Source organism: Streptomyces sp. 11x1, assembly GCF_032598905.1.
GTDB lineage: Bacteria > Actinomycetota > Actinomycetes > Streptomycetales > Streptomycetaceae > Streptomyces.
Genome location: NZ_CP122458.1, coordinates 5,776,802 through 5,790,692, shown reverse-complemented (window position 1 = coordinate 5,790,692; position 13,891 = coordinate 5,776,802). Strand labels below are relative to the sequence as shown.

General features: G+C 71.5%; 11 protein-coding genes and 1 riboswitch. Of the genes, 5 read left to right on the top strand and 6 right to left on the bottom strand.

Going from position 1 to position 13,891, the window contains the following annotated elements; all coding sequences use genetic code 11:
• Positions 1-61 precede the first annotated feature (61 nt).
• Positions 62-1,363 (bottom strand): threonine synthase, encoded by a 1,302-nt coding sequence (thrC, locus tag P8T65_RS25495; RefSeq protein ID WP_316727573.1) that lies wholly within the window; start codon positions 1,361-1,363, stop codon positions 62-64.
• A 17-nt stretch (positions 1,364-1,380) separates the two neighbouring features.
• Positions 1,381-1,552: riboswitch (SAM riboswitch) on the bottom strand.
• Between the two features lie 131 nt (positions 1,553-1,683).
• Between thrC and P8T65_RS25490 the strand changes: the two genes are divergently transcribed.
• Together P8T65_RS25490 and P8T65_RS25485 are read left to right on the top strand one after the other, a co-directional pair.
• Positions 1,684-2,628 carry a glucosyl-3-phosphoglycerate synthase gene (locus tag P8T65_RS25490; RefSeq protein WP_316727572.1) on the top strand — a complete coding sequence of 315 codons (945 nt, stop codon included), beginning with the start codon at positions 1,684-1,686 and terminating at the stop codon, positions 2,626-2,628.
• A 298-nt stretch (positions 2,629-2,926) separates the two neighbouring features.
• The gene (locus P8T65_RS25485) at positions 2,927-4,339 is read left to right on the top strand and encodes a trehalose-6-phosphate synthase (protein WP_316727571.1); all 1,413 of its coding nucleotides are present in this window, start codon (positions 2,927-2,929) and stop codon (positions 4,337-4,339) included.
• Positions 4,340-4,431: 92 nt separating this feature from the next.
• On the opposite strand, the gene otsB is transcribed toward P8T65_RS25485, so the two are convergent.
• The 3 genes from otsB to P8T65_RS25470 all read right to left on the bottom strand — a co-directional run bounded on the left by otsB (position 4,432) and on the right by P8T65_RS25470 (position 7,062).
• Positions 4,432-5,307: a trehalose-phosphatase gene (gene otsB / locus P8T65_RS25480; protein WP_316731709.1), complete on the bottom strand. Its 876-nt coding sequence runs from the start codon at positions 5,305-5,307 to the stop codon at positions 4,432-4,434.
• Between the two features lie 17 nt (positions 5,308-5,324).
• Positions 5,325-5,552, bottom strand: a complete 228-nt coding sequence (locus P8T65_RS25475) for a DUF3263 domain-containing protein (RefSeq protein ID WP_184892514.1) — start codon at positions 5,550-5,552, stop codon at positions 5,325-5,327.
• Between the two features lie 289 nt (positions 5,553-5,841).
• The gene (locus P8T65_RS25470; RefSeq protein ID WP_316731708.1) at positions 5,842-7,062 is read right to left on the bottom strand and encodes an extracellular solute-binding protein; all 1,221 of its coding nucleotides are present in this window, start codon (positions 7,060-7,062) and stop codon (positions 5,842-5,844) included.
• A gap of 267 nt (positions 7,063-7,329) precedes the next feature.
• Between P8T65_RS25470 and P8T65_RS25465 the strand changes: the two genes are divergently transcribed.
• The 3 genes from P8T65_RS25465 (at position 7,330) to P8T65_RS25455 (ending at position 10,659) form a co-directional block, all read left to right on the top strand.
• Complete coding sequence (locus P8T65_RS25465) at positions 7,330-8,325, top strand: ROK family protein (RefSeq protein ID WP_316727570.1); 996 nt, start codon at positions 7,330-7,332, stop codon at positions 8,323-8,325.
• Positions 8,325-9,569, top strand: a complete 1,245-nt coding sequence (gene nagA, locus P8T65_RS25460) for an N-acetylglucosamine-6-phosphate deacetylase (RefSeq protein ID WP_316727569.1) — start codon at positions 8,325-8,327, stop codon at positions 9,567-9,569. Before P8T65_RS25465 ends, nagA begins: the two co-directional genes overlap by 1 nt.
• Positions 9,570-9,732: 163 nt before the next feature.
• A complete protein-coding gene (locus P8T65_RS25455; protein ID WP_316727568.1) occupies positions 9,733-10,659 on the top strand; it encodes a 1-phosphofructokinase family hexose kinase in 927 nt (308 codons plus the stop codon).
• A gap of 24 nt (positions 10,660-10,683) precedes the next feature.
• Here the strand turns inward: P8T65_RS25455 and P8T65_RS25450 are convergent, their stop codons facing one another.
• Positions 10,684-11,667 (bottom strand): CBM35 domain-containing protein, encoded by a 984-nt coding sequence (locus tag P8T65_RS25450; protein ID WP_316727567.1) that lies wholly within the window; start codon positions 11,665-11,667, stop codon positions 10,684-10,686.
• A gap of 212 nt (positions 11,668-11,879) precedes the next feature.
• A complete protein-coding gene (gene cdgB / locus P8T65_RS25445) occupies positions 11,880-13,628 on the bottom strand; it encodes a diguanylate cyclase CdgB (RefSeq protein ID WP_316727566.1) in 1,749 nt (582 codons plus the stop codon).
• Positions 13,629-13,891 lie beyond the last annotated feature (263 nt).

The following is a 13,891-nucleotide window of genomic DNA, read 5'->3' as shown; positions in this document are numbered from 1 at the left end:
GCCGCCGCGTGGGCGCGACCAGCCCCCACCGGCCCGCAGACGAACGACTGGCTAACGGGCCCTACGCGAGCCCCGCCTCACGGAACGAATCAAGGTTGGGCCGAATGGTCGCGGTCAGCCCGGTCCCGGCCACCGCGTCCAGCGTCTTCAGACCGTCCCCCGTGTTGAGCACGACCGTGGTGAGCGTCGGGTCGAGGAGTCCGTCCTCGATCAGCTTCTTCGTGACACCGACGGTCACGCCACCGGCGGTCTCCGCGAAGATGCCCTCCGTCCGCGCGAGCAGCTTGATCGCCTCGACGACCTGCTCGTCCGTCACGTCCTCCACGGCCCCACCGGTCCGCCGCGCGATGTCCAGCACGTACGGCCCGTCCGCCGGGTTGCCGATCGCGAGCGACTTGGCGATGGTGTTCGGCTTCTGGGGCCGCACCACGTCGTGCCCGGCCTTGAAGGCCACCGACACCGGCGAGCACCCCTCGGCCTGCGCACCGAAGATCTTGTACTGCTTGTCCTCGACGAGCCCGAGCTTGATCAGCTCCTGCAGCCCCTTGTCGATCTTCGTGAGCTGCGACCCGGAGGCGATCGGCACGACCAGCTGGTCGGGGAGCTGCCAGCCGAGCTGCTCGCAGATCTCGTACGCGAGCGTCTTGGAGCCCTCGGCGTAGTACGGCCGCAGGTTGACGTTCACGAAGCCCCAGCCCTCGCCGGCCGGGTCGCCGATCAGCTCGGAGCAGAAGCGGTTCACGTCGTCGTAGTTGCCCTCGATGCCGACGAGCTCGCCGCCGTAGATCGCGGCCATGACGACCTTGCCCTGCTCCAGGTCGTGCGGGATGAACACGCAGGACCGGAAGCCGGCGCGGGCGGCGGCGGCGCCGACGGCACCGGCCAGGTTGCCCGTGGAGGAGCAGGAGAGAGTGGTGAAGCCGAAGGCGCGGGCCGCCTCCAGGGCCTGCGCGACGACCCGGTCCTTGAAGGAGTGCGTCGGGTTGCCGGAGTCGTCCTTGACGAAGAGCTTGCCGGCGTCGACGCCGAGCGCGGCGGCCAGGTTGTCGGCCTTGACGAGCTGGGTCCAGCCGGGGTTGATGTTCGGCTTGGTGGCCACGTCCGCCGGGACGGGCAACAGGGGCGCGTACCGCCAGATGTTCGCGGGACCGGACTCGATCCGCTTGCGCAGCTCCTCCGTGTCGTAGGCGGAGTAGTCGTACGCGATCTCCAGCGGCCCGAAACACTCCTCGCACGCGAAGACCGGGCCGAGGGGTACGCGGTGACCGCACTCACGACAGCTCAGAGCGGCGGCGGGGCCGAGGTCTACTGTGGAGATGGAGCCGAGGGAGTCGGTGGTGCTTGCAACAGTCTGCGCAGCCATGGAGGCGAGGCCCTTTCTCCTCATCTTCCTCACGACGCACTTCGCCGTGAGACGGATTTGGCACCTTCCCTAGCCGGGAGCCTCACCACGATGACGATGACGCGACGATGCGCGAATGTCGTGGTCAGACCGGCTGGAGGGTTGCCGGGGCTTCATCGGGCCGTATCCCTCTGCCCCTCTGGATGAGCGGTATTTGGTTGTATACGCCGACGAGCCGCGACATGCGATGGTCACCAGCGTTGTCCAAGACTGTAACCGAAGGCCAGGACAGTTGAGAGAGCCGTCCGAACCGCGAGATGAACGCAGAGGAGCCGCGCACTGTGCTGAACGAAGTCGAGCGCTGGCTGAGTACCCGCTCCTGGTCCATGTCCGACCGCCCGCTCCACCGGATCATGGCCGCGAAACGCGCCACGGGACAGACGGTCAGCGTCGTCCTGCCCGCGCTGAACGAGGAGGAGACGGTCGGCGACATCGTCGCGATCATCCGTCACGACCTCATGCGCCAGGTCCCGCTCGTCGACGAGATCGTGGTCGTCGACTCCGGCTCGACCGACCGGACGTCGCAGGTCGCGGCGGCCGCCGGGGCCACGGTCGTCCACCGCGACGACATCCTGCCCCGCATCCCCGCCGTGCCCGGCAAGGGCGAGGTCCTGTGGCGGTCGCTGATGGTGACCTCCGGCGACATCGTCTGCTTCATCGACGCGGACCTCAGGGAGTTCTCGTCGGACTTCGTCTCCGGGATCGTCGGCCCGCTGCTCACCGACCCCGGTGTCGACCTCGTCAAGGGGATGTACGACCGCCCCCTGGGCTCGGCCGCCGGTCAGGGCGGGCGTGTGACGGAGCTCATGGCCCGCCCCCTGCTCAACATGCACTGGCCGCAGCTGGCCGGCTTCGTGCAGCCGCTCGGCGGCGAGTACGCGGCGCGGCGCTCGCTGCTCGAACGACTGCCGTTCCCGGTGGGCTACGGCATCGAGCTGGGCATGCTGGTCGACGCGCTGCACCTGGTCGGCCTCGACGCGCTCGCGCAGGTCGACGTGGGCGTCCGCAAACACCGGCACCAGGACGGGGCGGCGCTGGGCCGCATGTCGGCGGCGATCTACCGCACGGCTCAGCTGCGGCTGGCCCGGGGGCACCTGATCCGTCCCGTCCTGACGCAGTTCGAGCGGGGCCGGGAGGGTTTTGAGCCGCGCACGTATTCGGTGGACCTGGAGGAACGACAGCCGATGCTGGAGATCGAGGAGTACGCGGAGCGCAGGGCCGCGTAGGCGTAGGCGGCGTAGGGGGTGGGGGTGCGTGTTCCGTCGCCGGGTGCGGGTGGCTGGGGCTTCTCGCGCAGTTCCCCGCGCCGCTGAAAGACCAGGCCCTGCGGGCCTGGAAGACGGCGGGCTGCGGGATGAAGGGCATTGGGGCGCAGCCCCTGCTCCTCAGGGGCGCGGGAACTGCGCGACCAGCCCCCACGCACCCGCAGCCGCCCACGCACCACGCACCCCCTCCCCCATAGGCACCCGGTAGACGGCCGAACCGTACGTTTGACCGGTGAACTCAGGGGCTAGGTTGAGCCCTATGGCATCGACGCACAGCGCGCGGATCCTCGTCGCCTCCAACCGCGGCCCCATCACGTACACCGAGGACGAATCAGGCGCCCTCACAGCGAAGCGCGGCGGCGGCGGCCTCGTCTCCGGCCTCTCCGCGATCGACCCGGACGCGGGCGCCGTCTGGGTGTGCTCCGCCCTCGGCGACGGCGACCGCGAGGCCGTACGCCGCGGTGTCGGCGAGCCCGGCGTCCGCATGCTCGACATCCCCGCCGACGTGCACCACGACGCGTACAACGGCGTCGCCAACTCCACGCTGTGGTTCGTGCACCACATGCTGTACCAGACCCCGCTTGAGCCGTCCTTCGACGCGGAGTTCCGGCGCCAGTGGGCGTCGTACGAGACGTACAACCGCGCCTTCGCCGAGGCGCTCGCCCAGGAGGCGGCGGACGGCGCGTCCGTGCTCGTGCAGGACTACCACCTGACCCTGGTCCCCCGGATGCTCCGCGAGCTCCGCCCCGACCTGCGGATCGGCCACTTCTCCCACACCCCGTGGGCGCCCGTCGAGTACTTCCGGCTGCTGCCCGACGACATCGCCGCCCAGGTGCTCGACGGCATCCTCGGCGCCGACCGGGCCGCGTTCCTCACCCGGCGGTGGGCCGACGCGTTCACCGAGTGCGCTCGCGCCGTCCTCGGCCCCGACGCCCCGTCCGGCACCCGGATCGGCGTGCACGGCCTGGGCGCCGACGCGGACTTCCTGCGGGCCCGCGCCCACCAGGCGGACGTCGACGACCGCATCGCCACGCTGCGGGGGCAGATCGGTACGGCCCCCGACGGCTCCCCGCGCCGCACGATCGTCCGCGTCGACCGTACGGAACTCTCCAAGAACATCGTGCGCGGCCTGCACGCCTTCCGGCAGCTTCTCGACGAGCGGCCGGACTGGCGCGAGCGCGTCGTGCACATCGCCCTCGCCTACCCGTCGCGGCAGGACCTCGCGGTGTACCGGGACTACATGACCGAGGTCCAGCGGGTCGCGGACGACATCAACGAGCGGTACGGGACGCCGGAGTGGACCCCGGTCGTCCTCCACCTGAAGGACGACTTCGCGCGCTCCCTCGCGGCGTACCGGCTCGCCGACGTGGCCCTGGTGAACCCCATCCGGGACGGCATGAACCTCGTCGCCAAGGAGGTGCCGGTCGTCTCCGACGAGGGGTGCGCGCTCGTGCTGTCACGGGAGGCCGGGGCGTACGAGGAGCTGGCGGACGACGCGCTGGTGGTGAACCCCTACGATGTGGTGGGCACGGCCGCCGCCCTGCACGAGGCGTTGAGCATGCCGACGGCCGAGCGGGCGGAGCGGACGAAGCGGCTCGCCGGGGCGGCGACCGCGTTGCCGCCGACGCGGTGGTTCCTGGATCAGTTGGAGGCGTTGGAGGGCGGCCAGTAGCTCGGGGGGGCGGGTTCGTCGGCGAGTGCGGATCCGGTGGGGCTTCTCGCGCAGTTCCCCGCGCCCCTGAAAAGCACCGGGTCCCCCTGTCGCTACACGTGCTCGGCGATCGTTGCCAGCAGGTGGACAACGCCCCCGGGGCCGTCCACCACCAGGTCCGCGCGCTCCGACACCTCGCTCACCTCCGCGCTGCCGCTGCACACCAGCAGGCCCGGCGTTCCTTCGGTGCGGAGTTTCTCGACGGTGGCGAAGGCGGGGAGGTCGCCGAGGTCGTCGCCGGCGTAGAGGACGGACTCGGCGGCGGTCTCCTTGAGGTACTCGTGGAGGGCGACGCCCTTGTCCATGCCCGGGGGGCGCAGTTCGAGGACGAGGCGGCCGGGTTCGACGATGAGGCCGTGCCGGCCGGCGAGGTCGGCCAGCGGGGCGCGCAGGGCTTCGAAGGCGGCCTGCGGGTCGGTGGCGCGGCGCGTGTGGACGGCGACCGCGCGGCCCTTCTCCTCGATCCAGGTGCCCTGCCACGCGCCGACGCCGTCCAGCAGCCCGGGGAGCTCCGCGCGGACCGCGGCGACACCGGGGTGCGGGGCGGGGGCGCTGACGGTGCCGGTGACGGCGTCCCAGCGTTCGGCGCCGTAGTGGCCGAGGACGACGAGGTGTTCCAGACCGGGGACGTCGGCGAAGCCGCCGTGACGGACGGCGACGGCGGCGGGGCGACCGGTCACCACGGCGACGGAGGCGACCTTGGGGGCGAGTGCGGCGAGCGCGGCCACGGCGTCGGGGTGGGCGCGGGCCTGTTCGGGGTCGGGGACGATGGGGGCGAGGGTGCCGTCGAAGTCGAGCGCGATCACCGTACGGTCGGGTCGTCGCAGGATCGCGTCCAGCGCGTCCCGCCCGGCGGGGGTCACGGGTGTCGGCAAGGTGGCCCCGGAGTTCGCACCATGCGTGTTCTCTGCGTCCTTGTGGCTGCCCATGGCTTCGACCCTATCCGTCATCGCTCCTCGCGGCGGGCCTCTCGCACCCTTCGCAGCCGGTTGACGGTGACCGGGTCGTGGGCGAGGGCGCGGGGGTCGTCGAGCAGGGCGTTGAGGAGCTGGTAGTACCGCACGGGGGCGATCCCGAGCCGCTCCCTTATGGCCCGCTCCTTGGCCCCCGGCCCCGCCCACGACTGCCGTTCCACGGCGAGGATGGCCTGTTCACGGGGTTCGAGCGCGTCCATGGGTCGACCGTAGCGGAGGGGGGTGACAGGGCGTGTGCCAGCTCGGGGGTGCGGGTTCGGCGGCGGGTGCGGGTGATTCGTGGTTGCTCGCGCAGTTCCCCGCGCCCCTGAAAAGCAAGGGCTGCGCCCCGTGCTTTCGGCCCGCAGCCCCGTCGCTTTTCAGGCCCGCGGCCCGCCGTCTTCCAGGCCCGCGGGGCCTGGGTCTTTCAGGGGCGCGGGGAACCGCGCGAGAAGCCCCACCGGGCCGGCAGCCGCCCACGCACCGAAACCACCCACCCCCGTACGCGCCCTAACCCTCCCGATCCGCCACCTCCGCCGTCTTCTGCAACTGCTCCAGCACAACCCGCGGCTCAATCCCCGGCCGCACCGCCCGCCCGATCTGCTCCTTGACCGCCGCGCTGACATCCGCCCAGGACGTCTTGCCCACCGGCGGCAGCACCGCGTCCGGCAGCGCGTCGAGGAAGGGCCCGAGGTCCGCCTCGTCCTTGTCCGCCGCCATCTCCTCGGACGCGGACACGGTCACCGGCAGCAGGTCGTACTCCCGGGAGAAGTCGAGAACGTTCTCGTCGCTGTAGACGAAGTCGAGGAAGTCCCCGATCTCCTCCCCGTGGCCGTTCTTCTTGAAGGCCATCATCCAGTCGGCCACCCCCATGGTCGCGTGCCGCCCGCCGCCGTACCCCGGCATGGTGGCCGTCCCGTAGTCGACCCCTTCGTCCGCCGCCATCCGCATCAGGCTGGGGTGCCCGTTGAGCATGCCGACCTCCCCCCGCGCGAACGCGGCGAACGCGTCGGCCCGGTTCAGCTCCGCCGGCGCCGTGGGCCCGGTGAGCCCCTGGTCGACCAGTTTCTCCTTCAGCCAGGTGAAGGTCCGGACGTTCTCCTCGGAGTCGAGACGGTAGTTGTCGACGGTGTCGACATAGCCCGCCCCGCCGCTGAACAGCCACTGCATGGTCTCGGCCTGGGCCTCCTCGGGCCCGAGCGGCAGCGCGTAGGGAGTCTTGACCCCGGCCTCGTCGAGGGCCTCGGCGTCGGCCGCCAGCTCGCTCCAGTTGCGCGGGGCGCCGTCGAGGCCCGCCTCGGCGAAGAGCTTCTTGTTGTAGAAGAGGACGCGGGTGGACGCGGCGAACGGTATCCCGTAGGCGACGCGCCGCACCTTGCCAGCGTCGGCGAGCCGGGGGAGGAACCCGGCCTGGACGGGGATGGAGAGCAGGTCGTCCACCTCGTAGAGCCGGTCGGCGGCGGCGTAGTCCGCGTAGGTGCCCGCCTGCGCCATGTCGGGCGCCTCACCGGCGGCGACCATCTCCTTGACCTTGCGGTCGACGTCGTTCCAGGAGTACACGGTGACGTCGACCGTGACGCCCGGGGTCTTCTTCTCGTACGCCTTCACGACCGCGTCCCAGTACTTCCGGGAGCTGTTGGCCTTGGAGTCGCCGTAGTCGGCGGCGACCAGCTTCAGGGTGACGCCGGGGCCGTCGGCCGACGCAGCGCCGCAGCCCGCAAGCGTCGCCATCAGGCCCAGCACGGTCAGTGCCGCCGTCCCGCTGTTCCTGACACCGGTCTTCGTCTTCGTCCGCCTCTGTCGCTGTCGCACTTGTCCCGCCCCAAACCCGTCGCACGTACCCCGCGTGAACCAGCCTGAGTCACCGGCTCTCCGCTCAAGGCCGTTGATCACTCAACTTCCCGAACCCTCCATAAGGTCTACACCACTCCTCTCATGAGGTCTAGACCACGTGAGTGGACTAGACCTCTCGCGGGTCCAAGGGCCACACTGTCCTCCGTGAGACATGTCATCGCCCTCGACGTGGGCGGCACCGGGATGAAGGCCGCTCTGGTCGGGGCCGACAGCGCGGCCTCCGGGGGCACATCCCCCGGGGCCCCCGTCCTGCTGCACCAGGCACGCCGGGCGACCGGCCGCGAGCGCGGGCCGGAGGCCGTCGTCGCGTCGATCCTCGACTTCGCCGCCGAGCTGCGCGCGTACGGCGAACGGCACTTCGGCGAGCCCGCCCTCGCCGCCGGCGTCGCCGTGCCCGGCATCGTCGACGCCGAGCGGGGCATAGCCGTCTACGCCGCCAACCTCGGCTGGCGCGACGTCCCGCTGCGCGCGCTCCTCGCCGAACGCCTCGGCGGCGTCCCGGTCGCGCTCGGCCACGACGTGCGCACCGGAGGGCTCGCGGAGGGGCGCGTGGGCGCGGGCCGGGGCGCGGACCGCTATCTCTTCGTGGCGCTCGGCACCGGGATCGCCGGCGCGATCGGCGTCGACGGCCGGGTGGAGGCGGGCGCCCACGGCTTCGCGGGCGAGATCGGCCACATCGTCGTACGGCCCGCGGGCACCCCGTGCCCCTGCGGGCAGTACGGCTGTCTGGAGCGGTACGCCTCGGCGGCGGCCGTCAGCCAGGCCTGGGCGGAGGCGTGCGGGGAACCCGAGGCCGACGCGGCGGACTGCGCCAAGGCCGTCGAGTCGGGCGACCCGCGCGCGAGCGCCGTCTGGCAGCACGCCGTCGACGCCCTCGCCGACGGCCTCGTCACCGCCCTCACCCTCCTCGACCCCCGCACCCTCATCATCGGCGGCGGCCTGGCGGAGGCCGGTGACACCCTGTTCGACCCGCTCCGCGCCGCCGTGGAACACCGGGTGACCTTCCAGAAGGTCCCCACCATCGTCCCCGCGGCCCTGGGCGACACCGCGGGCAGCCTGGGCGCCGGCCTGATGGCCTGGGACCTGATCGCCCCCACGACCCCCACAACCCCGACGGACCCTTCGGAGGTAACCCCCTGATGGCCCCCGCCTTTTCCGACACCGGGTCCGACAGCAGCGCCCCATCAGGGGCGCGGGGAACTGCGCGACAAGCCCCCACCCACCCGCAGTCGCCGAACCCAGCGCGTCCCTACGTCCTGGAAGGCGCCAACGTCGTCCTCCCCACCGGCACAGCAACAAACGCCCGTCTCACCATCCACGGCACCAAGATCACCGCCAACTCCCCCGAGATCGCCCACACCATCGACGTCCGCGGCCACTGGCTGGTCCCCGGCTTCGTCGACCTCCACAACCACGGCGGCGGCGGAGCCTCCTTCACCTCCGGCACCGTCGACGACGTGCTCACGGGCATCCGCACCCACCGCCTGCACGGCACCACCACCCTCGTCGCCTCCACGGTCACCAGCGACATGGACGGCCTCGCCCACCGCGCCGGCATCCTCTCCGAACTCGCCGAACAGGGCGACATCGCCGGCATCCACTTCGAGGGCCCCTTCATCTCCCCCTGCCGCAAGGGCGCCCACTCGGAGGAACTCCTGCGCGACCCCGACCCGGCGGAGGTCCGCAAGCTGATCGACGCGGCGCGCGGCCGGGCCGCGATGGTCACCCTCGCCACCGAACTCCCCGGCGGCCTGGACTCCGTACGGCTCCTCGCCGAACACGGCGTCATCGCGGCGATCGGACACACCGACGCGACGTACGAACAGACGGTTCAAGCCATCGACGCGGGCGCGACCGTGGCCACCCACCTCTTCAACGCGATGCCACCGCTCGGCCACCGCGACCCCGGTCCGATCGCCGCGCTCCTGGAGGACGAGCGGATCACCGTCGAGCTGATCAACGACGGCACCCATCTCCACCCCGCCGCCCTCCAGCTGGCGTTCCGTCACGCGGGCGCGGACCGGGTCGCGTTCATCACCGACGCGATGGACGCCGCCGGCTTCGGCGACGGCCGCTACACGCTGGGCCCGCTGGCGGTCGAGGTCGTGGACGGGGTGGCCCGTCTGGTGGAGGGCGGCTCGATCGCGGGCTCGACCCTCACCCAGGACCGCGCCTTCAAACGGGCCGTCACCCTCGACCGCCTCCCCGTCGAGGACGCCGTCGCCGCCCTCTGCTCCAACCCGGCGAAACTCCTCGGCCTCTACGACCGCGTGGGCTCCCTGGACCCCGGCAAGGACGCCGACCTCGTCCTCCTCGACGCGCACTTCGACCTCAAGGGGGTCCTGCGCAAGGGCGAGTGGGTGGTCGATCCCCAACTGAGGTGATTCGCCTGGTTGTTGGCATGAGGTACGGAGTGCGGCGGTTGTCCCGAGGGCTGGGACGACCGCCGCTCTTTTGGCATGATCGAGCCTGCGCAACCCCGTCCGGGCGAGCGCACTCTGTTACTCGGCAGGCGCGCTCACGAGCACCAAAAGGGGGTCGGCCCAGGTGATCCTCACGGTCACACTGAACACCGCTCTCGACCTCACCTACCGCGTACGGGACCTCAGGCCCCACGCCACGCACCGGGTGACCGATGTCATCGAACGGCCCGGCGGCAAGGGCCTGAACGTGGCCCGGGTGCTGGCGGCGCTCGGCCACGAGGTGACCGTCACCGGTTTCGTCGGCGGCGCGACCGGCCGGGCCGTACAGGACCGGCTCACGCACACACCGGGCGTGGTGGACGCGCTGGTACCGGTGGAGGGTGCGACGCGCCGGACGATCGCCGTGGCCGACGCGAGCGGTGACACGACTCAGCTCAACGAACCGGGCCCGCTAGTCTCGCCCGCCGAGTGGTCCGCCTTCCAGGAGGCGTACGTCGGTCTGCTGCGCTCCGCCTCGGCGGTGGCCCTGTGCGGCAGTCTGCCGCCGGGGGTGCCGGTGGGGGCGTACGCGGGTCTGGTCCGTACGGCTCGCGCGCTGTCCGTGCCGGTCCTGCTGGACACCAGCGGCGAGCCGTTGCGGCGCGGGGTGGCGGCCCGCCCCGACCTGGTGAAGCCGAACACCGACGAACTGGCCGAACTCACCGGCTCCCACGAGCCGTCCCGCGCGACCCGGGACGCCCGCCGCCGCGGCGCGCAGGCGGTCGTCGCCTCCCTCGGCCCCGACGGTCTGCTCGCCCACACCCCCGAGGGCCTCTGGCGTGCCACCCCGCCCCGCCGTCTGCGCGGCAACCCGACCGGCGCGGGCGACTCGGCGGTGGCGGGCCTTCTGTCCGGCCTGGTCGACCGCCTCTCCTGGCCCGACCGGCTGGCCCGCGCGGCGGCCCTGTCGGCCGCGACCGTACTGACCCCGGTGGCGGGCGAGTTCGACCGTCAGGCGTACGAGGAGTTGGTGGACCAGGTGACGGTGACGGGGGATGTCACGGCGGCGTGAGGCATCGGCTCCTGCGAGCGGGCCTCAGCTCTTCCAGCCCTTTTCCAGGTACAGCTGGTCGAAGTTGACGTCGCAGGAGTTGCCGTCCTCGCAAGAGATCTTGATCTCGTTGCTGCCCTTGTTGAGCTGGATGGACGCGTAGGTGTTCGTCCAGCCCTTCTCGTAGTCGCCCTCGGGGCCCTTGGCGAAGTTGTCCAGGTTGAGCGGGCGGGTCTGGGCCGTGCCGTTGACCGTGAGGGTGGCGTCGGCCTTCTTGCCCGGGACGCCGTAGTTGACGTAGAGCGTGTACTTGCCGCCCGCCGGGACGTCCTCCATCTTCCAGGTGATGGACGACCCGACCGAGTTGAAGTTCCCCACATAGAACCCGCCCTCCGACTTCGCGCCGGAGACGTCGGAGGCGATAGCCGCGTTGCCGCCGAGGAGGAGAGTCTTGGCCTCGGCCTTGGGGAGTTCCTTGGCCTCGGCCTTCTTGGACTTGCTGGCGGACGGGCTGGGGTCGGCGCTCTCCTGGGTGGTGGGGCCGGTGGAGGCACCGGTGTCGTTGCCCGAGGCCTTGTCGGAGTCGTCGCCGCCCAGCATGGCGACGCTGATGCCGATCACCACGGCGGCCACCACGGCGATCGCGCCGATGAGGAGGCCCTTGGTGTTGGGGCCACGGCCCCGGCCGCCGCCCCCGCCGTTGCCGTACGCCTGCTGACGCGTCGTCTGGGCACCGCCGGAGAAGCTCTCGGGGGCCTGGTAGTGCGCGTTCGGCTGGCCGGGGGCGCCCTGCGGCTGGCCGTAACCCTGCTGCGGGACCTGCCCGTACTGCGCGGTGGCGGCCTGCGGTGCCTGCTGGGTCTGCTGCCCGTACTGGCGTTCGCCGACCGGACGCGCCCGGTTGACCGCGTTCGGGTAGCCGTAGCTCGCGCTGGGCGGCTGGGCTCCTCGGGCCTGCCCGTCGGCGTAGAGGTAGCCGAACGGGTCGTCGTCCTCGGGCGTGCTCGCGCCGTTGTTGCCGGGCGTCATCCCTTGGTCTCCTCAGCGGTGCGGTACATGCGGTACGGGTGGCGGGTTGGTGCGTGGGGGTGTAGGAGAGCGAGCCTACCCGCTCGTGATGGTCCAAACGGGTGACTCGGACCTCATCGCCCGGCCGGTACAGCGCCGACCAGGCGTCTTTCAGCCGCCAGCGGGCTCTGACCTGGGCTTCTGTCCCGGTGTCTCCGCTGTCACACCGGGCTCTATCCGGCCCGCCTGTGCTGTCTGGGACGAGATCGTTTCTCGACGTACATCCGCTCGTCAGCTGATTTCAACACCTCGTCCGCCGTCATTCCGCAGTGGGCCCATCCGATGCCGAAACTGGCCCCGACGCGCATCGCCCGGCCGTCCACGCGAATCGGCTGGATGATCTCGTTGCGCAGGCGTACGGCGAGGTCCTGGGCGTCCGCGCGGCCGAGGCCGTCGGCGAGGACGACGAACTCGTCACCGCCGAGCCGGGCCACGGTGTCGCCGTCGCGCACGCCCCGGCTGAGCCGCCGGGCCACCTCGATGAGGACGGCGTCGCCCGCGTTGTGCCCGAACCGGTCGTTGATCGACTTGAACCCGTCGAGGTCGCAGAAGAGCACCGCGAGCCCCTTGGTCCCGTCGTCACGATCGTCCTCGGGCGCGACGGTGTGCACATGGTGGTCGAAGGCGTCGTACGGGCCGCCGGCCGCGTGGAAGTCGAAGACGTGCCCGCTGTGCCCGGCGGCCTCGTAGGCGTCGAACGACGGGTGCGGCAGCCGCGCCGCGTGCTCGGCGCCGTACTCCCCGAACCCGCCCCCCTCGCCCTGCTCGCCGAACTGCCCGAAGGCCGCGTTCATGGAGTCGGCCGCCGCGCCGGCCGGGAGGGACTGGGGGCGCTGGCAGATACGGGCGGAGAGGCGCGAGCGCAGCTCGGCGGAGTTCGGCAGGCCCGTGAGGGCGTCGTGCGAGGCCCGGTGCGCGAGCTGGAGCTCACGCCGCTTGCGCTCCTCGATGTCCTCGACGTGGGTGAGCAGGAAGCGGGGCCCGTCGGCGGCGTCCGCGACCACGCTGTTGCGCAGGGACACCCACACGAACGTCCCGTCGCGGCGCCCGAGGCGCAGCTCGGCGCGCCCGCCCTCGGCGGAGGTCCGCAGGAGGGTGCCTATGTCCTCGGGGTGGACGAGGTCGGAGAAGGCGTACCGCCGCATGGCGGAGGCGGGCCGGCCCAGCAGCCGGCACAGGGCGTCGTTGGTCCGCAGGATCCGGCCGTGCTGGTCGCCGCCCATCTCCGCGATGGCCATACCGCTCGGGGCGTACTCGAACGCCTGCCGGAAGGATTCCTCGCTGGCGCGCAGCGCCTGCTGCTCCCTTTCGAGCCTGACCAGTGCGCGCTGCATGTTGGCGCGCAGCCGAGCGTTACTGATCGCGATGGCGGCCTGGAAGGCGTACATCTGGAGCGCTTCGCGTCCCCACGCGCCCGGTCGGCGACCGTTTCGCGGTCGGTCCACGGAAATGACCCCGAGCAGCTCGCCGCAGGAGGCGCCGCCGGCGCCCGGCGTGTACATCGGCGCGAAGAGGCGGTCGGAGGGGTGCCACTCGTCCTCGAAGCGGGGCGCGGGGCCGTCGGTATACCACTGGGGGACGTCGTCCTCGTCGAGCACCCAGCCCTCGGTGTGCGGTATGAACCGCAGGTCGCCCCAGGCCTCGCCCATGTTCAGCCGACGGTCCCAGGAGGCGCGGGAGCCGACGCGGCCGGTGATCAGGGCCTCGGCGGCGCTGTTGCCGGAGAGGGCGGCGACGACCAGGTCGCCGTCGGGGCGGACGAGGTTGACGCAGGCCAGTTCGTAGCCCAGGCCGTTGACCACGCCGTCGGCGACGGTCTGCAGCGTGTCGGCCAGGCTGCGCGCGGTGTTCATGTCCGCCATCACCTGGTGCAGCTGCCGTAGCGTCGTCAGACGGACGTAGGGCTCCGACTCGGTCTCCATTCGCCCTCCCCCCGAGATCTCGTGGCAGCTCCAGGCTCCAGGTACCCTGCGGAACCTGCTCGAGTGCTTAACTCGCGGGCTTACTACCGCTTACAGTTCCCGCTTACAGGTTCCAGCTTCCCCGCCACTGAATCACAGCGTGAAGCCCACTCGGTACACAGGGTCAACAAAATATGGCTCCTGTGACTCAAGTCACAGCGGAACCTGAGCAATTGAGTGGAGTTTATGCGTTTCCCGCATGCGCTTCCTGAACAGGATTCAGA